Origin of the sequence: Xanthomonas phaseoli pv. dieffenbachiae (assembly GCF_008639345.1) — a bacterium.
GTDB classification, from domain to species: Bacteria; Pseudomonadota; Gammaproteobacteria; order Xanthomonadales; family Xanthomonadaceae; genus Xanthomonas; species Xanthomonas phaseoli.
Genome location: NZ_CP041380.1, coordinates 1,242,805 through 1,269,566 on the forward strand (window position 1 = coordinate 1,242,805; position 26,762 = coordinate 1,269,566).

At 64.3% G+C, this 26,762-nt stretch carries 24 protein-coding genes, 1 pseudogene and 1 riboswitch; of the genes and pseudogenes, 8 read left to right on the top strand and 17 right to left on the bottom strand.

Going from position 1 to position 26,762, the window contains the following annotated elements:
* Position 1: 1 nt before the first annotated feature.
* From FLG15_RS05770 to raxX, 3 genes are all read right to left on the bottom strand, one after another.
* Positions 2 to 1,636 (bottom strand): carboxylesterase/lipase family protein, encoded by a 1,635-nt coding sequence (locus FLG15_RS05770; protein ID WP_150145668.1) that lies wholly within the window; start codon positions 1,634 to 1,636, stop codon positions 2 to 4.
* 166 nt (positions 1,637 to 1,802) lie between these two features.
* Complete coding sequence (gene gcvP / locus FLG15_RS05775; protein ID WP_170922303.1) at positions 1,803 to 4,676, bottom strand: aminomethyl-transferring glycine dehydrogenase; 2,874 nt, start codon at positions 4,674 to 4,676, stop codon at positions 1,803 to 1,805.
* Between the two features lie 90 nt (positions 4,677 to 4,766).
* Positions 4,767 to 4,881, bottom strand: a riboswitch (glycine riboswitch).
* 253 nt (positions 4,882 to 5,134) lie between these two features.
* On the bottom strand, positions 5,135 to 5,314 hold the full coding sequence (gene raxX / locus FLG15_RS05780; RefSeq protein ID WP_014089614.1) for a RaxX family RiPP: 180 nt from the start codon (positions 5,312 to 5,314) through the stop codon (positions 5,135 to 5,137).
* A gap of 422 nt (positions 5,315 to 5,736) precedes the next feature.
* Between raxX and raxST the strand changes: the two genes are divergently transcribed.
* The 5 genes from raxST to FLG15_RS05805 all read left to right on the top strand — a co-directional run bounded on the left by raxST (position 5,737) and on the right by FLG15_RS05805 (position 11,971).
* On the top strand, positions 5,737 to 6,540 hold the full coding sequence (raxST, locus tag FLG15_RS05785) for a RiPP modification sulfotransferase RaxST (RefSeq protein ID WP_057677409.1): 804 nt from the start codon (positions 5,737 to 5,739) through the stop codon (positions 6,538 to 6,540).
* Positions 6,521 to 7,864, top strand: coding sequence for an HlyD family secretion protein (locus tag FLG15_RS05790; protein ID WP_150145670.1), 1,344 nt, complete (start codon positions 6,521 to 6,523; stop codon positions 7,862 to 7,864). The genes raxST and FLG15_RS05790 overlap by 20 nt, the downstream gene beginning before the upstream one ends.
* Positions 7,861 to 10,017, top strand: a complete 2,157-nt coding sequence (gene raxB / locus FLG15_RS05795; RefSeq protein ID WP_057677408.1) for a peptidase domain-containing ABC transporter RaxB — start codon at positions 7,861 to 7,863, stop codon at positions 10,015 to 10,017. The genes FLG15_RS05790 and raxB overlap by 4 nt, the downstream gene beginning before the upstream one ends.
* 279 nt (positions 10,018 to 10,296) lie before the next feature.
* Positions 10,297 to 11,550: a multidrug effflux MFS transporter gene (locus tag FLG15_RS05800; protein WP_057677407.1), complete on the top strand. Its 1,254-nt coding sequence runs from the start codon at positions 10,297 to 10,299 to the stop codon at positions 11,548 to 11,550.
* 16 nt (positions 11,551 to 11,566) lie between these two features.
* Positions 11,567 to 11,971 carry a hypothetical protein gene (locus FLG15_RS05805; RefSeq protein WP_042821546.1) on the top strand — a complete coding sequence of 135 codons (405 nt, stop codon included), beginning with the start codon at positions 11,567 to 11,569 and terminating at the stop codon, positions 11,969 to 11,971.
* 162 nt (positions 11,972 to 12,133) lie between these two features.
* On the opposite strand, the pseudogene FLG15_RS05810 reads toward FLG15_RS05805, so the two are convergent.
* The 9 genes and pseudogenes from FLG15_RS05810 to FLG15_RS05850 all read right to left on the bottom strand — a co-directional run bounded on the left by FLG15_RS05810 (position 12,134) and on the right by FLG15_RS05850 (position 16,004).
* Positions 12,134 to 12,756 (bottom strand): annotated as a pseudogene (locus FLG15_RS05810) (DUF6615 family protein).
* A gap of 26 nt (positions 12,757 to 12,782) precedes the next feature.
* Complete coding sequence (locus tag FLG15_RS05815; RefSeq protein ID WP_170922302.1) at positions 12,783 to 13,448, bottom strand: hypothetical protein; 666 nt, start codon at positions 13,446 to 13,448, stop codon at positions 12,783 to 12,785.
* Positions 13,449 to 13,458: 10 nt separating this feature from the next.
* Positions 13,459 to 13,707: a hypothetical protein gene (locus FLG15_RS05820; protein WP_057677406.1), complete on the bottom strand. Its 249-nt coding sequence runs from the start codon at positions 13,705 to 13,707 to the stop codon at positions 13,459 to 13,461.
* A 1-nt stretch (position 13,708) separates the two neighbouring features.
* Positions 13,709 to 13,912 (bottom strand): Ras family protein, encoded by a 204-nt coding sequence (locus FLG15_RS05825; protein ID WP_150145672.1) that lies wholly within the window; start codon positions 13,910 to 13,912, stop codon positions 13,709 to 13,711.
* Positions 13,909 to 14,256, bottom strand: coding sequence for a hypothetical protein (locus tag FLG15_RS05830; RefSeq protein WP_057677404.1), 348 nt, complete (start codon positions 14,254 to 14,256; stop codon positions 13,909 to 13,911). Before FLG15_RS05830 ends, FLG15_RS05825 begins: the two co-directional genes overlap by 4 nt.
* On the bottom strand, positions 14,253 to 14,615 hold the full coding sequence (locus FLG15_RS05835) for a hypothetical protein (RefSeq protein ID WP_139790904.1): 363 nt from the start codon (positions 14,613 to 14,615) through the stop codon (positions 14,253 to 14,255). Before FLG15_RS05835 ends, FLG15_RS05830 begins: the two co-directional genes overlap by 4 nt.
* 60 nt (positions 14,616 to 14,675) lie before the next feature.
* Positions 14,676 to 15,188, bottom strand: a complete 513-nt coding sequence (locus FLG15_RS05840; RefSeq protein ID WP_017163058.1) for a hypothetical protein — start codon at positions 15,186 to 15,188, stop codon at positions 14,676 to 14,678.
* 32 nt (positions 15,189 to 15,220) lie between these two features.
* Positions 15,221 to 15,538 carry a hypothetical protein gene (locus tag FLG15_RS05845; protein ID WP_025998511.1) on the bottom strand — a complete coding sequence of 106 codons (318 nt, stop codon included), beginning with the start codon at positions 15,536 to 15,538 and terminating at the stop codon, positions 15,221 to 15,223.
* Between the two features lie 145 nt (positions 15,539 to 15,683).
* Complete coding sequence (locus FLG15_RS05850) at positions 15,684 to 16,004, bottom strand: hypothetical protein (protein ID WP_017160219.1); 321 nt, start codon at positions 16,002 to 16,004, stop codon at positions 15,684 to 15,686.
* A gap of 593 nt (positions 16,005 to 16,597) precedes the next feature.
* Here FLG15_RS05850 and FLG15_RS05855 point away from each other — a divergent pair.
* Positions 16,598 to 17,317, top strand: coding sequence for a hypothetical protein (locus FLG15_RS05855; protein ID WP_057677403.1), 720 nt, complete (start codon positions 16,598 to 16,600; stop codon positions 17,315 to 17,317).
* 117 nt (positions 17,318 to 17,434) lie between these two features.
* On the opposite strand, the gene FLG15_RS05860 is transcribed toward FLG15_RS05855, so the two are convergent.
* The 4 genes from FLG15_RS05860 to FLG15_RS05875 form a co-directional block, all read right to left on the bottom strand.
* Positions 17,435 to 19,450, bottom strand: a complete 2,016-nt coding sequence (locus FLG15_RS05860) for a M2 family metallopeptidase (protein WP_150145674.1) — start codon at positions 19,448 to 19,450, stop codon at positions 17,435 to 17,437.
* 110 nt (positions 19,451 to 19,560) lie between these two features.
* Positions 19,561 to 21,228 (bottom strand): phosphoethanolamine transferase, encoded by a 1,668-nt coding sequence (locus FLG15_RS05865; protein WP_057677401.1) that lies wholly within the window; start codon positions 21,226 to 21,228, stop codon positions 19,561 to 19,563.
* Complete coding sequence (locus FLG15_RS05870) at positions 21,225 to 21,989, bottom strand: phosphatase PAP2 family protein (protein ID WP_017156550.1); 765 nt, start codon at positions 21,987 to 21,989, stop codon at positions 21,225 to 21,227. Before FLG15_RS05870 ends, FLG15_RS05865 begins: the two co-directional genes overlap by 4 nt.
* Positions 21,990 to 22,088: 99 nt before the next feature.
* Positions 22,089 to 23,822 (bottom strand): ArnT family glycosyltransferase, encoded by a 1,734-nt coding sequence (locus FLG15_RS05875; protein WP_057677400.1) that lies wholly within the window; start codon positions 23,820 to 23,822, stop codon positions 22,089 to 22,091.
* A gap of 216 nt (positions 23,823 to 24,038) precedes the next feature.
* On the opposite strand from FLG15_RS05875, the gene FLG15_RS05880 reads away from it, so the two are divergent.
* Positions 24,039 to 24,755: a response regulator transcription factor gene (locus FLG15_RS05880; RefSeq protein ID WP_017156552.1), complete on the top strand. Its 717-nt coding sequence runs from the start codon at positions 24,039 to 24,041 to the stop codon at positions 24,753 to 24,755.
* Positions 24,721 to 26,037, top strand: a complete 1,317-nt coding sequence (locus tag FLG15_RS05885; RefSeq protein WP_057677399.1) for a sensor histidine kinase — start codon at positions 24,721 to 24,723, stop codon at positions 26,035 to 26,037. Before FLG15_RS05880 ends, FLG15_RS05885 begins: the two co-directional genes overlap by 35 nt.
* Positions 26,038 to 26,222: 185 nt before the next feature.
* On the opposite strand, the gene FLG15_RS05890 is transcribed toward FLG15_RS05885, so the two are convergent.
* Positions 26,223 to 26,714: a hypothetical protein gene (locus tag FLG15_RS05890; protein WP_017156554.1), complete on the bottom strand. Its 492-nt coding sequence runs from the start codon at positions 26,712 to 26,714 to the stop codon at positions 26,223 to 26,225.
* Positions 26,715 to 26,762 lie beyond the last annotated feature (48 nt).

Below are 26,762 nucleotides of genomic sequence, written 5' to 3' on the forward strand. Positions count from 1 at the left end.
GTCACTGCGACGATGGCTGCACCGATGTTGTCGCAGTGTCTGCACGCGCATCCCAGAATGCACATCGATGACGCTGCACGAAGTCGGGCGTGGCGCCGATCCTGTGCGGCGACAGCGTCAGCGGCGCGTCGCCATCAAAGCGCGGCCACGGCGGCCGCCCGCTACCGTTGGGATCGCCGGTGCGCGCGAATGCACCCCAGTAATCCTGCAGCGTATTGGCAAACGCGTGCTGCGCCGGACTGAACTGCGCCTGGCCACTGAGTACCCACGGACGCTGAAACAGATACACCAGTTCGGCGGCATGGAAAGCGCCCAATGCAGGCGAAAACGGCAGGCGTAACAGACCGTACGGCGCGTGCGGGTCGTCGAACTCGTAGGCGTACACCGGCGCATGCGTGCGCAATGCCTGCCCCAGCCGGCGTGCGGGGCAGGCGAAGCCGCCATCAGTCACGATGTCGGCGAACGCTTCCCAGCGCGATTGCGCGGCAACGGCTGCATATTGCGTCAGGACCGGGGCAGGCGAGGCATGCATGCGTTGTACGCGCGCTTCGTATCCGCTGCGCAGGTTGAGCTTGCCGATGTAGGACAGCAGTTGCGCAAACAAGCGCCCTTCGTCGCGATTGGTGCCGAGCAGTACCGGCACCTGCGCATGCTGGCCGCTGGCGATTGCCGCGGCCGGTGGCAGCGGCAATGCCTGGCCACCGGACATCGGCGCCCACGCGTCGCTGCCGGTCAGGCCACGCCGCTGGGGTGCTGCATCGGCCAGCCTTTCGGCCGGCAATGCGCGCAGGCAGGCGGCCACATCGCGCGTGCGCGCGCAACCCACGCGTTGCGCCATGCGTACGCCGCCACTTTCTGCCTCGCGCTGCGGCACGCTGGAATCGCTCGCCAGGCAACTGCCGCTTTGCAGGATGGCGCGTTGAAACAATCCCGCCGCGCCGGGCGAAGCGAGCTGATAACAGATGCTCCATCCACCGGCCGATTCACCGAACACGGTGACATTGCGCGCATCGCCGCCGAATGCGGCGATATTGCCCTGCACCCAGCGCAAGGCCGCCTGCTGGTCGAGCAATGCATAGGCGCCTTCGCCTTCGTCACGCAGGCCTGGATGTGCGTAGAAACCGAACACGCCCAGCCGATAGTTGGGTGCCACCACAACGACATCCTGGCGTGCAGCCAACGCGCTCAGGTCGTAGTCGACATTGCTGCCCAGCTCCAGCGCGCCGCCATAGATCCACACCATCACCGCGCGTGGATGCGCAGGTGCCGGGCCGGGCGGTGCGTAGACATTGAGCGTGAGGCAATCTTCGGAAACATGCTTCTGCCCGAAGCGATAGCGCGGCAGGCAGGCCGGGCCGGCCTGGGTGGCGTCGCGGACCTGGGTCCATGCGGCTGGCGGTTGCGGTGCGCGAAAGCGCAGTGCACCTACCGGCGGCGCTGCGAACGGCACGCCCAGGAACGCGCGACCCTGTGCACTGGCCACCCCGCGCACCGGGCCGGCTGTCGTCTGCACCACCTCTGCACGCGCATCGGGCGCGTGCACCAGCGCCGGTACCTCGCCGGGGCGGCGCGGTGCGCAGCCAACCAGCAGGCAGGCTGCCAACAGGGCGGCAGCAAGGAAGTTCGGTTCACGCATGCGCCAGGGTCTGCTGTGGAATGAGAGCGTCCGCCATCATCCTGGTGGCACGTGTAGGCCAGGAAAACGGCTGGCAGTGCGATGGCATCTGGGCATTCAATCGCAGCGCAATAAAAAACCCAGCCGCGTTACCGGCTGGGTTGTGTTGGCCGTCGCGGTGCGGCGATCAGGCCTCGGCGTCTTCCTTGTAGGCATCGACCGGGATGCACGCGCACATCACGTTCTTGTCGCCGTAGACGTTGTCCACGCGTGCCACCGGCGGCCAGTACTTCTGCTGCTTGAGGCTGGGCAGCGGGAAGGCGGCCAGTTCGCGCGGGTAGGCATGCGTCCACTCGCTGGCCGAGACCTGGGTTGCGGTATGTGGGGCGTGCTTGAGCGGGTTGTCCTCGCGGTCCAGGCGGCCGTCTTCGATGGCGCGGATCTCTTGGCGGATCTGGATCATCGCGTCGATGAAGCGGTCCAGTTCGTGCTGCGATTCGCTTTCGGTCGGCTCCACCATCAGCGTGCCGGCGACCGGAAAGCTCAGCGTCGGTGCGTGGAAGCCGAAGTCGATCAGCCGCTTGGCGATGTCTTCGGCGCCGATGCCGCTGGTCTTCTCCAGCGGGCGTACGTCGAGGATGCATTCGTGCGCGACCAGGCCATTGCGGCCGGTGTACAGCGTCTTGTAGTGCGGTGCCAGGCGCTTGGCGATGTAGTTGGCGTTGAGCAATGCCACTTGCGTGGCCTTGCGCAGACCGGCGCTGCCCATCATGGTCACGTACATCCAGCTGATCGGCAGGATCGAGGCCGAGCCATAACTGGCAGCGCTGACCATGCCGACGTCGCCTTCGCCGCCGAGCGTCTTCGGCAAATACGGGGCCAAGTGCGACTTCACCGCACACGGGCCCACGCCCGGGCCGCCGCCGCCATGCGGAATGCAGAAGGTCTTGTGCAGGTTGAGGTGCGACACGTCCGAGCCCCACTTGCCGGGCTTGGCCACGCCGACCAGCGCGTTCATGTTGGCGCCATCGGTATAGACCTGGCCGCCATGCGCATGCACCGCTTCGCAGATCGCCACCACGTCTTCTTCGAACACGCCGTGGGTGGACGGGTAGGTGATCATCAGTGCGGCCAGGCGATCGGAATATTTTTCCGCCTTGGCGCGGATGTCGTCCACGTCCACGTTGCCGTTGGCATCGCACTTGGTCACCACCACGGTCATGCCGCACATCTGTGCGGAGGCCGGGTTGGTGCCGTGCGCCGACTCGGGGATCAGGCAGATGTCGCGATGGCCTTCGCCGCGTGCGCGGTGATAGGCGCGGATCGCCAGCAGGCCGGCATATTCGCCCTGCGCGCCGGAGTTGGGCTGCAGGCTCACCGCGTCGTAGCCGGTGCACTCGACCAGCATCGCTTCCAATTCTTCGATCAGCTGCGCGTAGCCGGCGGACTGTTCGGCCGGTGCAAGCGGATGGATCGCTCCGAACTCCGGCCAGGTCACCGGAATCATCTCGGCGGTGGCGTTGAGCTTCATGGTGCAGCTGCCCAGCGGGATCATGGTGCGATCCATCGCCAGGTCCTTGTCGGCCAGCGAGCGCATGTAGCGCAGCAGTTCGTGTTCGCTGTGATGGGTGTTGAATACCGGGTGGGTCAGGAACGGGGTGGTGCGCAGCAGGCCCTGCGGCAGGGCATCGGCGGTGGCGGCATCCAGCGCGTCCACATCGGCCGTGGCACCGAACAGCTGCGCCAGCGCAACCACGTCGGCGCGGGTGGTGGTTTCGTCCAGGCTGATGCCCACCGCTTCGCTGTCGATGGCGCGCAGGTTGATGCCGGCCGCACGCGCACGGGCGTGGATGGCATCGGCATCGATCGCCTTGACGTGCAGGGTGTCGAAGAAGCGCTCGCCCACGGTGACGCCGGCGCTGCGCAGTGCGGCGGCCAGGATCGCCGCCAGGCGATGGGTGCGGCGCGCGATGCGGGTCAGGCCGTCGGGGCCGTGGTAGACCGCGTACATCGACGCCATCACCGCCAGCAGCACCTGCGCAGTGCAGATGTTGGAGGTGGCCTTTTCGCGGCGGATATGTTGCTCGCGGGTCTGCAGGGTCAGGCGATACGCCGGGTTGCCGGCGGCATCGATCGACACGCCGATCAAGCGGCCCGGCATCGAGCGCTTGTAGGCATCGCGGCACGCCATGAAGGCGGCATGCGGGCCGCCGAAACCGAACGGCACACCGAAGCGCTGCGAGTTGCCGACCACGATATCCGCACCCCATTCGCCCGGGGCGGCGATCAAGGTCAGCGCCAGCAGGTCGGTGGCCACCGCGACCAGGCCGCCTTGCGCGTGCACGGCCTCGGCCAGTGCAGCGTGATCGCCGATATGACCGAAGCTGTCCGGGTACTGCAGCAGCACGCCGAAGCACTCGGCCTGCAGCGCTTCTTCCGGCGTGCCGACGCGCAGCACGATGTCCAGTGGCTCGGCGCGCGTGCGCAGCAGTTCCAGCGTCTGCGGGTGCACCGCGTCGTGCACGAAGAAGGTGTTGGACTTGGATTTGGCCGAACGCTTGGCCAGCGTCATCGCCTCGGCCGCGGCGGTGGCTTCGTCCAGCAGCGAGGCGTTGGCGATCTGCATGCCGGTGAGGTCGGCGCACAGGGTCTGGAAGTTGATCAGCGCTTCCATGCGGCCTTGCGAGATTTCCGCCTGGTACGGCGTGTAGGCGGTGTACCAGGCCGGGTTCTCCAGGATGTTGCGCAGGATCACCTTCGGCGTGTGGGTACCGTAATAGCCCTGGCCGATGAAGTTGCGATACACGGTGTTCTTGTCGGCGATGGCGCGGATCTTGGCCAGCGCTTCTTCTTCGGTGATCGCCTCGGGCAGCGCCAGCGGCGCCGGCGACTTGATGTTGCCCGGCACGATGGCATCGGTCAGCGCATCCAGGCAGGCGTGGCCGACCACGTCCAGCATCTGGGCGATTTCCGCGTCGTTGGGGCCGATATGGCGTTCGACGAACGCGCTGTGGTGTTCGAGGTCGCGCAGGGAAGACGGGGTCTGGGACATGGCGGGCATCCGGAGCAGAGGGCATGCGAAAGGTCGGAAGCACCACGACCGGTCTGACGCGCATGCGCGCGCCACGACCTGCCGCAGCGGCGGTCTTCCTCGCGCCCCTCTGTCCTTTTGCCTGAGAGTTTAGGAACGCGGCATGGCACCTGGCCTGCCTGCATTCCGTGCCCCTTCGGCGCCGGCCGCGGCCGGTCTCTCCAGAGTTGTGTTGAAGATGGTATCGGGCCTGAGCGATTACGGGCTGTTGCGCCTTCGGCAGCGGCAGTGCCGCTTCTCCCACCGTGTTGCCTGGCTAGTATAGCCAGCGCCCGGCCGCTTGGCGAAACGCTTTTCGGCGGCATGAAATGCCGGAGGCCGGGCGAGTCGCCTCGTCCGGCCTCCGGGGTTTGAGCGGCCGCTGTTCCCACCGCTACCGGGCGGTCCGGCAACGGCAGCGCCCGCTCGCTCCTGCCCGCGCAGGCGGATCAGTGGTGCCCGTTCTTGGGCGGCGGATCGTGCTTGGTATTGGCGCCCGGCGGGGGATAGTCCCCACCGCCGACATGCTTCCACAGACGCTGGTCCAGGGGCTCCAGCTGGCCCTTGGCCCCGGCGGGCCGCTGCAGCGCTTGCGCACCATTGGTTGGCGATTTTTTCGACAGATTCATGTTGACGTCCTCACGGGTTTTCCCTTCGTACGCAGCGTCACGCCGCCCGAAGGGACGACTGCGTGACCGCCTCGGCCATCTGCCCGTTGGCCGGTGAGGCGACAGTGGTCGCCGGACCGCAGAGCCGGGGACAGCACCATGCGATCCAGCGTGCGCGGGTGCCGTTGCGACCCAGGGCCGGCGCACGACGCTGTGTGCGCGGTAACGAACGTCGCATCCGCCAGGTGAGTGCCGGCACGTGCCGATGTGATGCCGGTCACGGCAAGCGCTCCCGACCACCCGGTCGGAGCGCTGGCATTCGCAAAGCGCAGCGCCTTTGCGCAGCGTGTCCGCGTGTGCAGTGGCACGCGATGCAGGCTTGGCCGGCGATGCGTCTCGCCGGCATGCCGCCGCCGACCAGCATTGGATAGGGGAGGCGCGAGGTGGACTACCATTTCATTTCCGGGCTGCCGCGGGCGGGCTCGTCCTTGCTGGCCGCGTTGCTGCGACAGAACCCGCACGTGCACGCCGATGTCACCTCGCCGGTCGCGCGACTGTACGCGGCGATGCTGATGGGCATGAGCGAGGAACATCCTTCCAACGTGCAGATCGATGACGCACAGCGGGTACGGCTGCTGCGTTCGGTCTTCGACGCCTATTACCAGGATCGCCAGGGGCTGGGCACGGTGTTCGACACCAATCGCGCCTGGTGCAGTCGCCTGGCAGGGCTGGCGACGCTATTTCCGCACAGCCGTGTCATCTGTTGCGTTCGCGATGTTGGCTGGGTCGTCGATAGCTTCGAGCGCCTGGCGCAGACCCAGCCGCTGCGCTTGTCGGCGTTGTTCGGCTACGACCCGGAAGACTCGGTCTCGATGCGCGCGGACCTGCTGACCGCACCGCGCGGCGTGGTGGGCTATGCGCTGGATGGGCTGCGCCAGGCGTTCTACGGCGAACATGCCGATCGACTGCTGCTGTTGCGCTACGACACGCTGGCGCAACGGCCGGCGCAGGCGATGGAGCAGGTCTACGCTTTCCTGCAACTGCCGGCGTTCGCGCACGACTATGCCGGTGTCCAGGCCGAGGCCGAACGCTTCGATGCCGCGTTGCAGATGCCGGGCCTGCATCGCGTCCGTCGCGGGGTGCAGTACGTCCCCCGGCGCAGCGTGTTGCCCCCGGCGCTGTTCGAACGGTTGCAGGAGCTGGCCTTCTGGGAACGCGGGCCCTCGCATGGAGCCCTGCTGGTATGAGCAGGCGCGTGGCTTGGCAGCACACGGCGACGCGGCAGCACCGAGCAGGCAGGCAGCACGGGCGGGCGTCGGCGGCCGCCAGCGGATGACGACCCTGTTCCGACGCGAGGCGGTGGACTACCGGCAGCGCAGTCGGCTCGGGCCGGTGGTGCTGCGCCAGCATGGCGCGCTGCGTTGGTGCGTAGGCCTGCTGATGACGACCGTGATCCTGCTGCTGGTCGGATTCTTCCGCCTGGGCTTCGCGCGCAGCGAGACCTTGTATGGCACGGTCGTCCCGGCGGGCGGACTGATCGCCGTCACCACACCGCAGTCGGGCGTGGTGGTGCAGGTCGGCGCCGCGCAGGGCCAGCGCGTCGCTGCGGGCCAGCTGCTGTTCGTGTTGTCGGCCGAACATCGCGACGATCGCGGGCGGCCGACCCAGCGCGCTGCTGCGGTGCTGGCCGAACAGCAGCGCCTGGCCGTCGAGGCGATGGCGCAGTTGCGTGCCCAGGGGCGCGTGCAGCAGCAGGCGGCTGCGCGGGCGCTGGCCGGCCTGCGCGACCGCCTGCAGCAGATCGACGCCGAGCTGGACTTGCTGCGCCATTGGCAGCAACTGACCCAATCGATCGAGCAGCGTTACCGCACCGCGTTGACGCGCGGCCTGGTCAGCCAGCAATTCGTCGATGAGAAACAGGCCGACGTGCTCGACCAACGCGCGCATACCCTGGAGCTGCAGCGCGAGCGCATGGCCTTGGCCGATGCGCTTGCGCAGGCCCAGGCCGAGGTGCAGCAACTGCCATTGAGCGTGCACCAGCAATTGGCGATGGCCGGTGCCGGCCTGCAGGAGGATCGGCGTGCGGCGATCGAGCAGGCGGCCGCGTCGCGTTGGGAAGTGCGCGCGCCGCGTGCCGGGCGGGTGGCGCTGCGACCGCTGCAGCGCGGGCAGGCGGTCGCGCAGGGGCAACGGCTGGCCGATCTACTGCCGACGTCGATGGCGACCGAGGTCGTGTTGTATGCGCCCTCCCGGGCCGCCGGGCTGATTGGGCCCGGCATGCCGGTGCAACTGCGCTTCGACGCCTTGCCCTACCAGCATTACGGTCAGTTTGCCGGGCAGGTGGTCGAGATCGCCGCCGCGCCCGAACCGCCGCGTGTCGACTCCACGTCGGCGAGCGAACCGTTATACCGCGTGCGGGTGCGCCTGGCCGGGGATGCCGCGCTGCGTGAAGGACGCACCGCGGTCCTGCGACCGGGTATGCGCGTGCAGGGCACGCTGGCATTGGAATGGCGGCGCTTCTCGCAGTGGGCCTTCGAGCCGCTGTCCAGCTTGCACGGTACGCTGCGATGAGCCGCTGGCGGGCGCAGTTGCGTCGCGCGTCCGCCGTGCGTGGCTTGCCGATGATCCTGCAGGGCCAGGTCGGCGAATGCGGATTGGCCGCCATGGCCATGATCGCCCACTATCACGGTTGCCACATCGGCCTGGCCGAGCTGCGCCACCGGTTCCTGCTGTCGCGGCAGGGCACCAACCTGGCCAATCTGGTGGCGATCGCGCAGGCGCTCGGTCTGCAGGCGCGCGCGTTGCGGCTGGAAATGGACGCGCTGCCGGAGTTGCAGCTGCCCTGCATCGTGCATTGGGATCTCAATCATTTCGTCGTGCTCAAGCGGGTGGGCGCCCGTCGTCTGCAGATCCACGATCCGGCCAGCGGGCCGCGGAGCCTGACGCCGGGCGAATTCGCCCGGCATTTCTCCGGGATCGCGCTGGAACTCAGCCCGGCCGCCGACTTCCGTCCGCAAGCTGCGGCGCCGGCAGTGGCGTTGTCCTCGTTGATCGGTCGTGTCCACGGACTTGGACGTGCGGTCTGGCAGGTGCTTGCGTTGGCATTCGCGCTCGAGGTGCTCAGCCTGGGCATGCCGTTCCAACTGCAGTGGATCGTCGATCAGGCGGTGCCGTCGGCCGACATCGGGTTGATCCATGTCCTTGGCGCCGGGTTCCTGTTGCTGGTGGTCCTGCAATCCTGCATCGCCCTGCTGCGCGGATGGCTGATCGCCAGCGTGTCGGCACAGCTGGGTTTTCAATGGATGGGGCAGGTGTTTGCGCACCTGCTCGCGCTCCCATTGGCGTATTTCGAGAAGCGTCACCTCGGCGGCATCCAGTCGCGCTTCGCCTCGATCGTGCAGGTGCAACGCACCTTGACGACCGGATTCACCCAGACCCTGGTCGATGGCGTGCTGGTGATCGGCACCCTTGGCCTGATGCTGGTCTACAGCGTCGGCCTCAGCGCGATCACGCTGGTGGCGGTAGCGCTGTATGCGGCGACACGCTGGCTGTGGCTGCGGAGGATGCGCGAAGCCGCCGCCGAGCAGTTGTTGTGGGACGCGCGCCAGCACACCCACCTGCTGGAGAGCGTGCGCGGCATCCAGGGCGTGCGGCTGTTCGGGCGCCAGCAGGTGCGGCGCATGGACTGGACCCATCTGCTGGCCGAACAGACCAATGCACAACTGCGCCTGGCGCAGGGCGAGGTCTGGCAGTCGTCACTCAAGCGCCTGCTGTTCGGATGCGAGCGGGTGCTGGTGATCTGGCTCGCCGCGTTCGCGATCCTGCGCGCAGAGCTTTCGCTGGGCATGCTGCTGGCATTCATGGCCTATCGCGAGCAGTTCGCCATGCGCTTGTCCGAGCTGATCGATCGGCTGGTGGAGTTCCGCCTGTTGCGCGTCCATCTGGAGCGGGTGGCCGACATCGTCCACCAGCCGCGCGAGGAGGCCGATCAGCGCATCGATGCGCCGGCCTGGAACGACACCACCATCGAACTGTGCGGCATCGGCTTCCGCTACGCCGACGATACCCCGGCGGTGCTCGAAGACGTCAGCGTGCACATCGCCAGCGGCGAATGCGTGGCCATCACCGGCGCGTCCGGGTGCGGCAAGACCACCTTGGTCAAGGTGATCCTCGGGCTGCTGAAACCCAGCGTCGGACACGTAAAGATCGGCGGGCGCCCGCTGAGCGAGGCGGCGCTGACGCACTATCGCGCCATCGTCGGCACGGTGATGCAGGACGATCTACTGTTCACCGGATCGGTCAGCGAAAACATCAGTTTCTTCGACCCGGAGCCGGACCAGGCGCAGGTCGAACGTTGCGCGCGCATCGCCGGCGTGCATCAGGAGGTGGAGCAGATGCCGCTCGGCTACGCCTCGTTGTTGAGCGAGGCGGGTAACGGGTTGTCGGGCGGGCAGCGGCAACGCGTCTTGCTGGCACGCGCGCTGTACAGGTCGCCACGTATCCTGGTGCTGGACGAGGCGACCAGCCATCTGGACGTGATGAACGAGCAGCGCGTCAATCGCGCAATCCAGGCAATGCAGGTCACCCGGATCATCGTGGCGCATCGGCGCGAAACTGTCGGCATGGCCGCGCGCGTCATCACCCTGGAGCAGGGCCGGGTGGTGAGCGATCAGCCGATCGCCGATTGGCAGCGGCTGCAGGAGCGCTCCACCGCAGCCGACTGATCGCTGCCGTTGGGCACTGGGCGCCGAGCACTGCCGGCGCCGTCATTGTCAGGTGTGCGGCCGCTCGGTTGGGCAGGATGACGATGCGGTGCCAGGATGAAGCGGACGCGGCTGCGATTTGCATGCCTGCGTGCCGCGCATGCGCTCCATCGCTGGCCGCATGCGGTGGCAGTTGGCGTAAAGTGTCGGCTTCTTTGCCCCATGCCTGCCGCTGCGCTCGTTGGCCTGACCACCGCTGCCGGTGCCTGCGCGTGGGGAGTCCTCCGGATACCGTTGCGCATGACTTCTGCTGTTCCCTCCACCCGTCGCATGGCGCTGCTGCTGGCCGGGCTGGCGATGTTCGGCCCGTTTTCGATCGACACCATCTTCCCGGCGTTCTCGCAACTTGGCCGCAGCCTGGCGGTGGACCAGGTGGCGATCCAGCAGACCATCAGCGTCTATCTGCTGGCGTATGGCCTGATGAGCATCGCGCACGGGCCGTTGTCCGATGCCTGGGGCCGCAAGCGGGTGATCCTGGGCGGGCTGGCCTTGTTTGTCGCCGGTTCGATCGGCTGTGCGTTGTCGCAAGACTTGCCCACGCTACTGGCGTTCCGCGCGCTGCAGGGCCTGTCGGCCGGCGTGGGCATGATCGTCGGGCGGGCGGTGATCCGCGACCTGTTCCATGGCCCTGACGCACAGCGGCTGATGAGCCAGGTGTCGATGATCTTCGGGATTGCGCCGGCCATCGCGCCGATCATCGGCGGCTGGATCCTGCTCAGTGGCGCCGGCTGGCCGTTGATCTTCTGGTTCCTGGTGGTGTTTGGCCTGGTGCTGCTCATCGCAACCCTGACCTGGCTGCCGGAGACCCACCCGGTGGAGGCGCGCACCCCGCTGCAGTTCAAACGCCTAATGCAGGATTACGTGCGCATCGGCTTCAATCCGCGCTTCCAGCGCCTGGCCGCGGCCGGGTCGTTCAATTTCGCCGGCATCTTCCTCTACATCGCCTCGGCCCCGGTGCTGATCATGCAGCACCTGAAGCTGGGCGAAGGCGATTTCGCCTGGCTGTTCATTCCCACCATCGGCGGCATGACGCTGGGCTCGTTCCTGTCCGGGCGCATGGCCGGGCGCATGCAGCCGGTGCGGCAGATCCGCATCGGCTTCATCTGCTGCGGCGTGGCGGCACTGGCCAATCTGGCCTACACCTTTGCGGTGGCGCAGATCGCGCTGCCGTGGGCGGTGCTGCCGATCTTCCTGGCCGGCATGGGCATGGCGTTGATCTTTCCGATCCTGGCGCTGGCGGTGCTGGACATGTACCCGCAGCAGCGCGGCCTGGCGTCGTCGCTGCAGGCCTTCACCCAGTTGATGACCAATACGGTGGTGGCCGGGGTGCTGTCGCCGCTGCTGAGTGAACATCCGCGGCATCTGGCGATCGGCATGACCGGCTTTTTCTTGCTGGGCTGGCTATTCTGGCGCTGGGAGCGCCGCAGCGGCCGCCGTCTACGGCACCGCCAGGCCACCGAGGCAGTGCCTCTGGAGCCGGCCGACCACCTCTGACCTCACAGGAGCCTGCATGTCCACCGATTCCAAGTTGCGCCGTGATGCCCGCAAGCGTGCCGCCGAGCGCCAGCGCAACCAGGCCGCCGCCAATCCCGCGCCGGTGTCCCCGATCGAACCGCATGCCGAACTCCGCGACCAGCAACGCACGCTATTGGCCGGCATCGTCCGCCGCGACGGCGAATGGGTGCTGGGAATGGATGGCCGCATCGCCGGCGAAAGCACCAGCGCCGCGCAGGTGCTGGCGCTGATCATGCGCGCGGCCGAGTTGCACGAACGCCAGGGCACCCCGGTGCGGCTGACCTACTCGGACGCCCTCAAGGACGCCGCGCATGCCGAGGCCCGTGCCGACGGTATGGAGTTCGAGCAGTTCAAGACCAAGTTGAGCGAACGGTTGCAGGGCGGCACCAAGCTCAACTGAGCTTGGCTGCGGCGTAGTCCCGTGTTTCGCTTACTCCGAAGACCGATGCTCGATCCACACAGGACATGCAAGACTGAAAATCAACAGGAATGCACGAAACCCTATGCGCCAACCAAGATGGCGAATGTCTCCTGGACCGGCGCTACGGCCTGCCTTATTGCCTCAGGGAAACATTCCGAACCAGGGGCCGATGTTAAGTTCCTTGCGTGACATGAGGGTTTGGAACGACAGGGTTTTTTCTTTTTGCCCTGCGCGCAGTCCGCTGCTTTCGATAAATGCGGACAGCATGTATGCGTTGACGCAGGTGCATCCTAAGAATTTTTCCCGGGATTCCATGTTGGGGATCATCGAATTGTAGAGAACGTAGTACGGGATCGCATCGATGTTGTGGGTAGTGCCCAGGACGTTGGCGGCATCGATCAGTGCCGCCATCTGCTGCAAGTTGAAGGTGTAGGACATGACTCCGATGCTGCGTACGACATCCAGCCGTTTTGCCTGGATCAGGCAGGCATTGCGGTCGCCGTATCGCCACATCCAGTCTGCGCCATATTCTCCCTCGAGGTGAGCGCCTTGAAAGCTGGTCGTGACCAGCGGCAGCTGATTTTCAAGCGCGAGCTGGTTGATCGTGGTGAGGTTGACCGAGGTGATCGCGTCTTCGCGGATCATCTCGCCCAGGTTGGCCGAGCCGGCCATGATGTTCCAGGTCCATACGGATTGCTGCATCAGGATTTCGCTGATTTCCATGTCTTGCTCCGATGATTGTTGAAGTAATGCGCGTTGAACACGGCGATGACGGGGGCGAGTGATCGAATCAGGATTCGGTAACTTGTTTAACCAGCCAGTAAATTTCCCTGACGGTCTGTAGTGCGATGGTCTGGCTTTCCGCTCGCACGGTTTTCAGTGGAAGGCCATTCGGCAGCGACATTCCCGGAAACAGCACGATCGGAACGCCATTGTTTTCGGTGGACAACGGCTTGGGTTCAGGTACGTCGGCAAAGCTACGTCTGATCAATGCAACGATCACGCCCAGCGCCGCAAGCGCCAGCGCTGCGATCAAGGCGACCAGTAACTTGATCGGAGGCAGTGGAATCTTCTCGATCAGGTTCGCGATGAAAATAACGGCAATCAGGCATTCCAGATTCAATGGGCAGTTCAATACCTGGACCATCTGGATCTGCACCAACTGCCCGGCCTGCTGCACGAATTCCACCTCGTATGGCGTTCCATTCACCTGGATCGGAACCGTTACTTGGCGACGCGCCAATGTATTGTCGGTTGCCCGGTAGTTGATCTTGGTCAGGCCCGTCGCGATCGGTGACGGATCTTCGAGCAACAACCATCGGGTGTCGTAAGAGGCAATCCGGACCTGCGTGGCGTTTGCCTGGACAAGAAAAAAACAGTGCGTGTCCGCTGGCTGCGATTGCGGGTACTGCTTGTATGCGGTCGGGAAAGCCACCACCAGCACCTGTGCCGGCAATGGCCGACTCCTACTGTTCGATCGCTCCATGTGCGAGCCCGACCTCGACAGCTGCTGCGTTGGTTGCCTCGTACGCCTCCAGCCCAAGCACGATCGCACCTGCGCTCAAGGCCAGAGAGCCAAAGATCAAGGGCGATGGTTCGTCCTGCAGCACTTGGGTCATCAGTGCATATGCTGCCTGCGCGCTCGGGATCGCGGTGGCATTCAGCGCGGCGGCAGCCGCGAGCGGAGCTGTCACGATCGAACCCTTCGCAGTCACGCTATTTCTCCGGCATTGGCGGCAGGTTGTAGAGCTGGCGAATGCGGTTCAAGACCTTGTTGTTTTCCTCGGTGATGATGCGCATCTGTTCGTCTGCATTTCCATCAACGCCCAGCAGTGCGACGTTGGTGGCGACCTTGGTCATCGAATCCGCGATCTCGTTCACGGCCTGCCCAAGTTGCCCGATGGATTCCGGTTGGGTCATGTGGGCGCTCCTTCTGATGGCAATGTTGTGGTGGCAGATTGGTGTTGCTGGTCCATCTGGAAGTCCGGGCTGCTGGTGGCCAGCTGGGTGACGACCGTTGAGTTGATGTACGTGTTGCACGCAGAAAACGTATCGGGGCCGAATATCGCATCCTTCGTACTGCTACCGACGGTCGTCGAGGCCGTAGTGGTTATCACGCCCGTTTCGCGGTGTCTGATCACGTAATATGGCTGAGGCAGTAGGGCAGCCTGCATGCCGCTGAGCAGGCGACCCTCCATAAGTGCCAGGACCTGGCTGTTGTAATGCTCCATCGACGTACCGGCATCGTCAGGCTTGTCGCTCATGCCGACACCACGGGTTTTGCCGGCGTATGCATTGACTTCAGTGTTGCTCTTAGGTCGAGCAGGCTTTGTGCCATGCCATTGGATGTCAATAACGAGCCAGTTGACCTTGCATTTATGGGGTCCGAGGCTTGTACGCCGTTGACAGCCTTGGCAAGGATGGATTGCCGCAATCGATTGGATGCGTCCTGATGAACGATCTGGGTCTTGGCAGAGAGATCGCTGCTCGCCACCTGATTGGCGTAAGCAAGCATTGAGATAAGTGCGCCTTGCTGTGAGATGGCCAAACCACTCAAAGCGGTGGAGGAAAGAATTGGATCTGATGTAGATGGAATGCCATTAACTGTGATTTCAATTTCCATGAGCGATCACCTTAGAAGGGATGGGGGCCATGCGCGGCCCCCATCTTTACCGCTACGCCTTTACCGTCTCGATGAAGAGGTCTTGATGGTGACACCAGAGCTATCGAGACTGATCTGGATATCTTCCTTGGCGTAAGTGCCAGGGAAGAAGATCGCTTGTCCCTGCTTCGGAATGACAAGCCGATGCTGGGAATCCACACTCAGATTCATCTCTAGCAGTAGCATGAGTCTTTGCCACCAGCCGTCGGGAAGTTTTGCTCCTGACGTAACCAGAAACGCCGAAACTGTTGCCTTCAGGTCAGTGATGGTTTGCGCCAGTTCGTTGGAAGTCAGGACATCCACGGCAGAGCGGGCTTCCAGTGGCCCAATGTTGCTGAGGCTGTTGGTGGCCTTGGCGACGACCGGTATGCCAAGTTCCGTGACAGCCTGCTGGTTGGAGACCGCGTTTTGTTGTCCGAGATTGTTACTGGCCAGAACATTCGAATACGCCAGGTTGGACAGCATTGCCGGCTGCTCGGAGATCGCCTTCAAATTACCGATTGCAACTGCGCTAACTACCTCTTCTTCTAGCATGATCGTTGCTCCTTCCAAGGCCTAACAATCACTTACTGTCGAGGGGCGAATGCCTGCAGGGTGGCCTTCATGTCGGCAATGGTCTGCGCAAGCTCATCGTTGGTGAGGATGTCCACGGCAGAGCGTGCTTCCAGCGGTCCAAGATTGCTGATGGTGTTGGATGCCTTGGCAACAATCGAAATCCCAAGCTCGTTCATCGCCTGCTGGTTGGCAACTGCATTTTGTTGCGACAGATTGGTATTGGCCACGGTATTGGAGTAGGCCAAATTGGACAACATTGCGGGCTGTTCCGAGATGGCTTTCAGATTACCGATGGCAACAGCGCTCACTACTTCATCGGGCAGAGGCATGTGATTCTCCTGAGATTGAAAAACAGACGAGGGTTGAAGCGGCTTTCCTACCGCAGCCCCTGTTCGGGGGAGGATGCTGTCATCGCAAGTCAATAGACCCGGACGAGCGCATGCGTGGTGGGTGCGTTTGCACGATGCCCGTTACTTAGGGGGAAGCGTCGCGCTGCGTCTGGATGGCACCCATGTCTTTGATCAGCTTTTCGATGTCCTTGACCATCTGGTCAATGCTTTGCTGATTTTTGCACTCGCTTGTGCGTTCGATCATTGCGACGCACTTCGCAGCGGCAGCCATCTGCACCTGATTCATGGCTTGTTGCTGGCTGAGCGAAATTTGCTGTTGCATGTTCTGGTTGAATATTTGTTGCGCTAAAGCAAGGTTTGCAAGAACAGCGGGCTGCTCGCCTATGGATTTTGCGTTCGATATGGCGATGGCTTGAATAATGTCGGCGGGGAGTGAGTCAGCCATTTAGCTCTCCATAATGAGCGCGTCTTGCCGAGGCGAGTGTTTGCGAAACGATGATTGAATCCTAGGGCAGGGCTCTGTCGCCGAACAAGTATCGTTACGGTAGCTTTCCGGTATCGCTATCCGTAACGCGCAAAGTGTCGCAAGCTCAATTGAATTTAGATGGGTGAAAGTGGATCGATAGCCGTTTTCTCTGTGATCTGCACCGCATTCTTTAGTCTGCGTATCGCGCCCGGAAATGAAGACTTTCTTTGGCAGTTGAGAAATTTCGCTGCCTGTCACGCAAACTGCCCTAGGTGTGCTGCGATGGATCAATTTCTTTGCTGAGCTAAATTGACGGGATATGGTTGCTCGTCTGGGGCAAGTTGCATAGGACGAGCTCGCTGAGGTCTGTCTGGTGTAGGCCCTTAAAGCACCGGGGCGAGACAGGTTTTTGCAAATCAGGACGCACGCGGCCCGTGCACCTGCTGGATGATTTGTGCTTATGAAATCGGCCTTGGCTGACCCGATGGGAGTGACAGGACGGATGAGGGTGTATCGTGACCGAGGTGATGGGTGAGGTTGGGGAAGAGGAAATTCGATCAGCCTGTAACGCATTGCTTAGCAGCGACGCCTTTATCAAAGCGCCGCGAATGGGTCGTTTACTCACGTACCTGGTTGAGCAAGCAATTGCCGGGAGAAGCCGCAATACCAACGAGTACGCCATCGGTATTGACGTGTTCGATCGCAACCCGGCCAACTATGTTCCGGCGGAAGATCCGGTCGTCAGGGTGCAGGTGGGGCGCTTACGCCAGCGACTGAATTCTTATTATTGCCAACAGGGCGCGGCGGCGGCGCTTGTGATCAGTATTCCCCTTGGCAGTTACATGCCAGTGATACTGCGGCGCAACCCTGCGCCGTCTTCGCCTGGGAGCGGTCTGATCATTCAGCCGATCCACTACATTGCGGAGCGTAGCGATGGGCAGGCATTTACGCATGGACTCTACGAGGAACTACTTGATCAATTGTTCCAGACCTTCGGTGAAGCGTTTGCCGTGTTGCCGGTTGCAGCGTCTGCCAACGGCGACGCGATGACATCCAAAGAGCTTCTTTCTGGCGCTAGCGTCAACCACTCTATCGAGGGCAGTGTGCGTGTCGATGCCGAGCGCATTAGGGCCTCCTTCAGAATCGTGGACTCTTCGCTGCGCAGGATTCGCTGGGCGAGGCACTTCGATCGCTCGATCGGATTCGGCATACAGCAGCAGGAGGAACTGGCTACGTCAATCTGTACTGCGTTGAAGCAAGTCTTCTCGTTTGATTTGCGTGCGCGCTTGTAACCGTCGGGTGGGCCGACAGGCGCTGATTGCCAGATGCCCAACGCATCTGTTGACGTGGGGCAGCATACTCAAAAGATCCCCTAGGTCGGTCATGTAGCCTGCAACCGCCGCACAGGTTCAGCGCGAAACGGGATGTTCAGGGCTGCTGCTGTTGACCGGAATGCTGGCCTGCCACCCACACATCTGCCCCTGATTCTGCTGTTTCAACCATTCGCTCATTGGCGCGAAGTACTCCAGCATCGGGCCGGCATCGAGTTTGTCATTGCCGGTGAGTTCCTTGAGGGTGGTTTGCCAGGGCTGGCTGGAACCACGCTGCAGCATCGACCAGAACTTCTGCCCGGCGTCCTTGTTACCGTAGAAGCTGCAGTCGTACAGCGGCCCTTGATGGCCGGCGGCCTGACACAGGCCTTTGTAGAACTGGAATTGCAGGATATGCGCCAGAAAGTAGCGCGTGTACGGTGTGTTGCCCGGCACGTGGTACTTGGCGCCAGGGTCGAAGAATTCTTCGCCGCGCGCGCCGACCGGCGCCACGCCCTGGTACTTGGCTTTCAATTCCCACCAGGCCTGGTTGTAATGCTCGGGCGTGATGGAGCCGTCGAACACGCCCCAGCGCCAGCGGTCGATCATCAAACCAAACGGCAGGAACGCCACCTTGCTCAGGGCCATGCGCATCTGCGAATTGATCAACGACTCGCGACCGGTCTGTTGCTCGCCCACCATGTCGATCGACTGCAGGTACTTGGGCGTCATCGCCAGCACGATGGTGTCGCCGATCGCTTCGTGGAAGCCGTCGTTGGCGCCGTTCTGGAACAGCGGCGGTAACGGGTTATAGGCCAGGTCGTAATAGATGTGTCCCAGCTCGTGGTAGATGGTGGTGAAGTCTTCTTCGGTCGGTTTGATGCACATTTTGGTGCGCACATCCGCGCCGATGTTCTGGTTCGCCTCGCCGCCCATGTTCATGTCCCAGGCGCTGGCGTGGCACACCACATCGCGGTCCAGCGGCTTGATGAACTGCGAGCGCTGCCAATAGGTGTCCGGCAGCTTGGGCATGCCCAGCGAGGTGTAGAAATCCTGCGCGCGTTCGGTCATCTGCTTGGCGGTACGCAGCTGCGCTTCGCGTTCGGCGTTGAAGCGTGCGGCCGCGCCACCATCGCCGCCGGCGTTGCGCGCCAGCACTGCAGTGAGGTTGCCCTGGTACTGCTTTTCCAACGCGGAGGTGATGTCCAGGTCGCCGGCCCCGGGGTAGGGCTGCAGCAGATCCCACAGATTGCTCCAGTCCTGCTGCCACATGTTGCCCATCAGATGTGCCGGCAACAGGCCGCCGGCGACCTCGCCCTTGTCCTTACCGTATTGCGTATCGAGTTTGCCGCGCGCATAGCACTGCAACTGCGCATACAACGGCTTGACCTGTTCCCACAGGCGGTCGGTTTCGCTGGCCAGTTGCGCCGGCGGCATGTCGTAGCCGCTGCGCCATAGCACCCCGACGTCGGCGAAGCCCAGCCCGCGTGCGCCCTCGTTGGCCAGTTCCACGAAGCGTTGATAATCCTTGCGCATGGGCTGCGCAGTGCTGTGCCAGCCCTGCCAGGCGTCGAGTTGTTCGTTGTAGTCGCGGCTGCTGGCCAGCACTTGTTCCAACTCGCCGAGCTGGCGGCAGCGGCGCTGCTCGCCTTCGCCTACGCAGTAGCTGCCGGCGCCGTAATCGCCTTCCATCTTGGCCGCGATGCGGGTGAGCTCGGCCAGCTTGGCCGGGTCGCGCGGTGCGGGCAGGGCACTCATCAATTTCAGCAACTGCAGCGCACGCGCACTGTCGGCCGACATCGGCGTGCCGGCATACTGCTTGGATTGTTCGATCCACCGATCCAGCTGCGCCAGCGAACGTTCGTTGGCCTTGGCCGCCAGCAACTGCGAATCGCCGTTGATATAGGTCGACGACAGCCACTGCGCAGCGGTGGTTTCCGGATAGGTCGCCTTGTATTCGGCGCTGATGCGCGCAACGAACTGGTCGGCGCTTTCGGCCGGCGCGGCCTTGCTCGCGACAGGTTTGTCCGGTGGTGCCGCATCCCGGCGGCAGCCCGACAGGCTCAGGGTGCCGGCAGCCACAGCCAACGCCAGCAACAGCAAACGAGGATTCACGGGTGGTCCTTGCAGTGAAGTCCGGCGAAGGCTAGAGCGCGCCGGGTTTCAGGGCAAGGGGCAACGCACGCCACGCCTGCGATGCGGCAGGCAGACGCAGGCGTTGGCGATCAGCGCAACGTCGTGCCGGTGCACTTGGCGAACAGGTCGCGCTCGGGCGCGTAGGCGCTGGTCTTGACCTGCATCAACCCAAGTACCGACGGGAACAGCGCATCCTGATCGGTGTATTGCCCTGCACGGTGGCGCAGGCAGGCTTCGTCCAGGCCGCGATCGCGCGCGAACTCCGGCGAGAACCACATCACCATCGGCACATGGGTCTGCTCCTTGGGCGCGATGGCATACGGAACGCCGTGCAGGTACAGGCCTTTTTCGCCGAGCGATTCGCCGTGATCGGAGAGATAGATCATCGCCGTGTCGTAGTCCGGCAGGCCGCGCAGCGCATGGATGGCCTGATTGAGGAAGTGGTCGGTGTACACAATCGAATTGTCGTAGGCGTTGACGATGTCCTGGCGGCCGCAGCTGCCCAGATCCGCGGTCTTGCACACTGGCTTGAAGCGTTCGAACTGCGCCGGATATCGCTCGAAGTAGCTCGGGCCATGGCTGCCCAGTTGGTGCAGCACCACCACGCGGTCGCCAGGCTTTGCGCGCACCTGCGCAGCCAAGTCGCTCAACAGGATCTCGTCCATGCAGCGGCCATCGGCGCACAGGCCCGGTGTGGTGGCATCGTCCAGCCTCTGGATGTCCAACCCGTCGCACACGCCCTTGCACCCTGACTGGTTGTCGCGCCATAGCGTCGAGATGCCAGCGTGTTCCAGCACATGCAGGAACGACTGATGGCCTCGAATCATGTCTTCGTTGTAATCGCGACGGCCGTAGGGGGAGAACATGCAGGGCACCGAGACCTCGGTGCTGGTCCCGCACGAATGCATATCGGGGAAATTGATCACCCCTGCCTGCGCCAGCTCCGGCGTGGTCTGGCGGGCATAGCCGTTGAGACCCCAGTTCTGCGCGCGCGCGGTCTCGCCCAGCACCACCAGTAACAGGCGCGGGCGGCTGCCCGGCGCACGCGGCGTGGCCATCGCATCGTGCTCGATCGGCTGTTTGGGCGCGCGCTTGATCGGCGATTCGGATTTGAGGTTTTGCCGCAATGCCACGATGTAATTGATCGGCGTGGCCAAATAACGCACTTCGCGATGATTGCGCATCAGTGCGGAAATATCCTGCGACGAGAGCATGGCGCCAGCAGCGCCCACCACCGCCACCACCAGCAGGAAAACCGATCGCACCAGCACCGCCTTGCCCACGCTGCGTGCGCGCAAACGGGTGCGCCACAGCAATGCGGCCGGAATCAGGAAGTAGCACACCAGCGGGAGGATCAGGCCCGGCGTGAGCAGCTCGCGCGATTCCTTGTGATCGGTATGCAGCACGTTGCGCAGCATGTCCGCATCCAGATAGACGTTGTAGCTGTCCATGTAGTGCGCGGCCAGTGCGGTAGTGAACAGCAATAGCGTCAGCAGCGGCTTTGCATTCCAGCGCCAGACCAGCACGCCCAGGAGCAGCGCATGCACGGCCACCAGCAGCGCCATCAACGAGATCGCAAACCCGATGCTGCCCGGATGCGTGGCCATGGCCGTGCGCCAGAACAATTGATTGCACACCAAAGCAAAAAACAGGCTCGACAGCAGCACCAGCGCTTCGGTCGACACCGTCGGCCGCGTACTCCATGTCAGCGCGCGCAGGCCACTACGCTTGCGCGGTTCCGGCAACCAGGTACTCATGCTGCGTCCCCCGAGAGCAACATCAATCCAAGCGCGCGACGCGGCCGTTGCAGCATCACGCAGTACAGTGCAAGTGCGCTCACCCAGCACACCGCCAGCGACCACAGGTCGTGCGAGAGAAAATGCGCGCCGCGCAGTTGTTGCGCAACACCGAAAATGAGACCTGCCGCCAAGCCTATGAACAAACCTGCAAACCGCCATGCAGGACGGAGCGCCAGCGCACAAAAATACAGCGCCACCCATGCATAACCGGCACTGGCATGGCCGGCCGGAAAGCAACCGGACGCGGCAATGCCGTGGCGCGATTCGAATAGCCCGATCATCGCTTGCGTGCCGCCATAGCGGCTCAGATCCCACGGGCAATCCATCGCCGTCCACGACTTGAGCAGCGACACCAGCGAGGTCGACAGTGCGACGGAGGCGGCCAGGTAGGTCAGCGGCCAGCGCAACACCTTCAGGCGTGGCCTGCACCACGCAACGATGGCCAGCACCAGCACGCCGACCCCGGCTGCCGTGCTCAACCATTTACCCACGCGGTGGATCACGCCACTGGTGAACCAGTGGTCCTTGAGTAGCCAGTGCCCGCCTTCCAGCCGATACAGCGCATCGGCGATCCATTGGTCGCCACCGGCGCCCATCAACAGCGCGCTCGCCAACAGGACGCAGGCAAGGGGCAGCCACAGATGGCGCACGAAGAAGTGCGTCTTCATGCCGCTGGCGGTATGCGCCACGGCCGGCGCACGGATGGGAAGCGTTGTCATCGAGATGGCGGCCTGTGTCAATGCCCGACATCTTCGAAACCCGGATGTCGGAAAGCGGTCGGACCGGGGTTGCTTGGCCGTTAACCCGACGCCAAGCGTTCAGTCTGCATCGCCTTCGCTACCGGTCTGTTCGGCGTCGGACACGGTGGCGATGCAACCGGCATGCCACGCCGTGCCCGGCAGCAATTGCCATTGGTTGCGATTGGACTCGCCGATATCGATGCGTTGTGCCGGATCGATACACGCCGGCACCGCCTGCTTGAGCACGAACAGCCAGCGGGTGTGTGGCGCTTGCGCAAGCCACGGGCCTGCCTTGGCCCACTGCTCCTGCCAGCTCGCCTTGAAGCCGAAATCGGTGACCGGGCGATCGGCCTGCAGCAGGTTCTGTTCGCGCCAGGCCAGCATGCCCAGCTGCGCGTCCGGACCGATGCGCTGGCCCACGCGCTGCATCAAACCTGCGGACGAACTGTAGGGATCCAGCGCGGGCATCAACCCCAGGCCGAACACCGTCCACAGCGCGGCGGTCATCACCACCAGCGCGGTGCCCGCGCGTTTACCGCGCGACCATGCAATTGCGGCCAGGCCAACCACGCCCAGGCCGATCAACCAGAAACCCACCGGCTGCAGCGAGGCAAGCGCCATGCCGCGCTTGACTGCGGTGTTTTCGGCCCAGTGCAGATGCAGCGCAATGCCGCCGCCCAGCACCAGGCCGGCAACGCCAAGCAGCAGCACATACCCGCTCAGCAGCATCCGCACGCCGCGCCGGCGCAACAACCCGGCCAGCAGCGGCGCCGCGGCGATGCACAGCGCCGGCAGCATCGGGAAGATATAGACCTCGCGCTTGCCCGGGCTGGCGCTGAAGAACAGCAGCACCAGCACGCTCCAGGCCAGAAGCAGCACATAGCGTGGGTCGCCGCGGCGCAGTCGCCGCCACCAGGCCGGCAACAGCCACGGCAACAACAGGCAGCCGGGTAGCCACAAGGTGGCGATCACCTGCAGGTAGTACCAGAACGGTTTGACGTGATGCCAGGCGTGCGCGTAGCGCGTGCCGGTCTGCTTGAACAACAGCTCGTGCGCGTAGGCATGCAGCTGCGGGTCGTCGCTGTGCCACAGCGCGATGCCCAGCGGCCCCAGCCACACCGCCGTACCGGCCACGAACGCCGGCAGCACCAGTGCCCAGCTGCGTCCTGCCAGCGCGCGCGCCGGCAACACGCGCCAATGCGTACGCCGCAGCGCCATCCACGGCAGCAACAGCAGCAGCGGCAGAAAACCGACGCCCTTGGTCACCGTACCGACGCCGGCAGCAAACAGGCCCAGCGTCCATGCGCGCCAGTCCGGCCCGCGCAGCAGGTGCCGCAGCATTCCCCACAACGATAGGGTGGTCAGCGCCACCAGCACCATGTCGATCTGCGCACGCTTGGCCATCAGGCCGAACTGCAGCACCGTGAACGAGGCCAGCACCGCATGGGCCGCCACACGCCGGGTCCATAGCCGGCGCGCGATATCCCAGGTCAGCCACAGCGTGGCCAGCGCGGCCAGCAGCGACGGCAGCAGGAAGGCCACCGGCCAGTGCGGTACCAGTTCGTAGGTTGCCGCCTGCAGCCACATGAAGACCGGCGGTTTTTCTGCATACAACTCACTGCCACGGTGCGGCAACAGCCACTGGCCGGTCTCGACCATGGTGCGCGCGGCCAGCACGAAGCGCGGTTCGTCCGGCGGATTGGGTTGGCGCATGCCCAGCCCGGCCAGCAAGCTGACGAGGATCAACAGCAACGCGGCCAGCAGCGCGCGCTGGCGGGATGAGGAGGCAGCGATGGCAGGCGACACGCGCACGCCCTGAGTAGATGCGGGCAGACACTATCTGGCAAGTGGGTCGGAAATTTGTCGGAGCCGAGCCCGCGTGATCGTGCATCGCAGCGCAGGCATCGCCGTGCGCGGGTGCTGAAGCGCAACCGATCGGGAAGACCGTACCGGCGATGGCGGTTGCACTTGGCCGGCCTCGGTTAGGATGCGCACACTGTGCCTGCCAGGCGTCCCGGAACTCCGCTCATGCGGCTGCTGGTCATTGAAGACAACCGCAATATGGTTGCCAACCTGTTCGACTATTTCGAAGCGCGCGGGCATACCCTGGACGCCGCGCCCGATGGCGTCACCGGCCTGCACCTGGCCACCACCCAGCAGTACGACGCATTGATCCTGGACTGGATGATGCCGCGCATGGATGGACCGGAAGTGCTGCGCCGGCTGCGCGAGCAGCACCAGTCCGAACTGCCGGTGATCATGCTCACCGCACGCGACGAACTGCCGGACAAGATTGCCGGCTTTCGCGCCGGCGCCGACGACTACCTGACCAAACCCTTCGCCTTGCCCGAGCTAGAGGTGCGTATCGAAGCCTTGCTGGCGCGTGCGCACGGCCGTCGCCGCGGCAAGCTGCTGCAAGTGGCCGACCTGCGCCTGGACCTGGCCACGCTGGAAGCCACCCGCGCCGGCCAGGTGCTGCACCTGTATCCGGCCTGCCGCAAGTTGCTGGAAGTGCTCATGCAGGCCAGCCCGGCCGCGGTGACGCGGCAACGCCTGGAGCAATCGTTGTGGGGCGACGATCCGCCCGACGGCGACATGCTGCGCTCGCATATCTACGAGTTGCGTCGCAGCGTGGACGGCCCGTTCGCGCAAAAACTGATCCATACCTTGCCGCGGCTCGGCTACCGGCTGGCGCAGCTGGATGCGGCCGATGCACCTGGCGCCGGCGACTGCAGCGATGTCTAAACAGCGCCCGTTGGGTCGCCGCGTGCTGGTGTGGTTGTTCGGCTACACGCTGCTGATGACGCTGGCGGTGTTCGGCACTGCGCAGTACCTGCACGAACGCGCCGAACATGGCGTGTGGCGCTCGCTGCTGAATTCCGAACTGGACAGCATCCTCGAGCGCAGCGTGCAGAATCCGGAGTATCACTGGCAGGACTCGGACACCTTGCGGCTGTACCGCGTCGAGGATGTCGCGCGCACACCGCCGGTCTTGCGCACCCTGCATCCCGGCCTGCACGACGGTCTGGAGATCGCCGGTCGCCAGAGTGCGGTGATGGTGCGCGACACCGCGCATGCCGGCCGCCTGGCCCTGGTGCTGGACATCACCGATTTCGAAGCGCTGGAAAAATTCCTTACCCGCTGGATGCTGGCCGCCGGCATCGCGCTGATCGGCATCACCTTGCTGATGGGCACGTATGCGATGGCCCGGCTGGTGCGCCCTTTGGTGGAACTTGCGCGCGACATCGGCGCATTGCGGCCGGAGCAGCGCGCGCAGCAGATTGCGGTCGGGCCACAGGGCAGCGCCGAGTTGTACGTCATTGCCGATGCGCTCAACGATTATCTCGAGCGCAACAGCCAGTTCGTCGACCGTGAGCGCGCCTTCATCGACAGCGCCAGCCACGAACTGCGCACGCCCATCGCGGTGATCGGCAATGCGGTGGAGCTGGCGCTGGAGCAACCCGGCACGCCGCCGGCGGTACGCCACCAGCTGCAGCGCATTGCGCAGACCAGCGCCTCGGTCGAGCAGTTGATCACCTTGCTGCTGGTGCTGGCCAAGGACCCTGGCCGGCTGGTGCGCAGCAGCGATTCGGTGCGGCTGGATCAGTTGCTGCCGGACATCGTGGCCGACCACACGCACCTGTGCGCCGACAAGGATCTGCAACTGGTCATGGACCCGTTGCCGCCGTGCAGCCTGGTCGCGCCGGTCGCCATCGTGCAGACGGCCATCGGCAACCTGCTGCGCAACGCCATCGAAAACAGCGACCGCGGCATCATTCGCATCTCGCTGTCGGCGCCCGGCGTGGTCCGCATTGCCGACCCTGGCCATGGCATGACACCCGAAGAGATCAGCGCCATCTACACGCGCCTGGCGCGCGGCAACGCCCGCCAGGGGAGCGGCATCGGGCTGGAACTGATCGGACGGTTGTGCGAGCACCTGGGCTGGCACCTGCAGCTGGATTCCAACGCCGGGCAGGGCACGGTGGCCACGCTGGATCTCTCCGGCGCCACGGCAACGGGATCCTGAGGGCGATCACGCGACCGACTGCGCTCGCGCCGGATGGTGCGTCCGGTACTCGCTCCTGCAGGTGCCACACGTGCGCCGTGGCTCCTGCGAACGCCACACCGGCCTAGTGACCGTTCGCTGCTGACAGCTACTCGCTGCGATTGCGCCGGCGCTTGAACGCGCCGCGCTCGCTCAGACAGGCCACTTCAGGCAGGCAGCAGGCCGCGAGCGTCCAGCCAGCTGCGCGCGTCCTCCGCGTCGTGCTCGAACCAGGCGCGGGTGGAGCCCAGCCGATACGTATAGCCCCAGCGGTCCATGTCCGCCATCAGGCGCGCGCTGCCCACGCCGGGCAGTTGCTCGGCCAGCAGGATCTGCAGGTAACAGGTGGCGTCTTCTTCCTCCACCGAATCGGTGGCATCGGTGTGCACCGCGGCGCGTTTTTCCGCAGGCAGCACGATCAGATGTCCGGCTTCGTGCAGGAGCGAATGCACCGGTGTGTCGTCGCGCACATACACATCGCAGCCGATGATGCCGGCCTCCGGTTCTCCCCAGAAACTGCCTGGAATCGCCGCGCCCGATTCCACACGATGCAGGCGCAAGCCATAGCGCGCGAGCAGGGCGGCAGGTGCGTCCAGGCCGATATCGGCCACGCAAAGAACATCGGCGGCGGTGGGTGTGGCAGTGGGGGCAGTGGTCACGCGCAATGGCTCGCGGTCAGGTCACATGCGACAACGGCACCGTGCGAA

Coding starts and splice junctions, on each gene's coding strand:
- FLG15_RS05770 (WP_150145668.1), bottom strand. CDS start 1,636: ATGCGTGAACCGAACTTCCTTGCTGCCGCCCTGTTGGCAGCCTGCCTG.
- gcvP (WP_170922303.1), bottom strand. CDS start 4,676: ATGCCCGCCATGTCCCAGACCCCGTCTTCCCTGCGCGACCTCGAACAC.
- raxX (WP_014089614.1), bottom strand. CDS start 5,314: ATGAATCTGTCGAAAAAATCGCCAACCAATGGTGCGCAAGCGCTGCAG.
- FLG15_RS05790 (WP_150145670.1), top strand. CDS start 6,521: ATGGAGCCCTGCTGGTATGAGCAGGCGCGTGGCTTGGCAGCACACGGC.
- raxB (WP_057677408.1), top strand. CDS start 7,861: ATGAGCCGCTGGCGGGCGCAGTTGCGTCGCGCGTCCGCCGTGCGTGGC.
- FLG15_RS05800 (WP_057677407.1), top strand. CDS start 10,297: ATGACTTCTGCTGTTCCCTCCACCCGTCGCATGGCGCTGCTGCTGGCC.
- FLG15_RS05805 (WP_042821546.1), top strand. CDS start 11,567: ATGTCCACCGATTCCAAGTTGCGCCGTGATGCCCGCAAGCGTGCCGCC.
- FLG15_RS05825 (WP_150145672.1), bottom strand. CDS start 13,912: ATGACCCAACCGGAATCCATCGGGCAACTTGGGCAGGCCGTGAACGAG.
- FLG15_RS05830 (WP_057677404.1), bottom strand. CDS start 14,256: ATGAGCGACAAGCCTGACGATGCCGGTACGTCGATGGAGCATTACAAC.
- FLG15_RS05835 (WP_139790904.1), bottom strand. CDS start 14,615: ATGGAAATTGAAATCACAGTTAATGGCATTCCATCTACATCAGATCCA.
- FLG15_RS05840 (WP_017163058.1), bottom strand. CDS start 15,188: ATGCTAGAAGAAGAGGTAGTTAGCGCAGTTGCAATCGGTAATTTGAAG.
- FLG15_RS05845 (WP_025998511.1), bottom strand. CDS start 15,538: ATGCCTCTGCCCGATGAAGTAGTGAGCGCTGTTGCCATCGGTAATCTG.
- FLG15_RS05850 (WP_017160219.1), bottom strand. CDS start 16,004: ATGGCTGACTCACTCCCCGCCGACATTATTCAAGCCATCGCCATATCG.
- FLG15_RS05865 (WP_057677401.1), bottom strand. CDS start 21,228: ATGAGTACCTGGTTGCCGGAACCGCGCAAGCGTAGTGGCCTGCGCGCG.
- FLG15_RS05870 (WP_017156550.1), bottom strand. CDS start 21,989: ATGACAACGCTTCCCATCCGTGCGCCGGCCGTGGCGCATACCGCCAGC.
- FLG15_RS05880 (WP_017156552.1), top strand. CDS start 24,039: ATGCGGCTGCTGGTCATTGAAGACAACCGCAATATGGTTGCCAACCTG.
- FLG15_RS05885 (WP_057677399.1), top strand. CDS start 24,721: ATGCACCTGGCGCCGGCGACTGCAGCGATGTCTAAACAGCGCCCGTTG.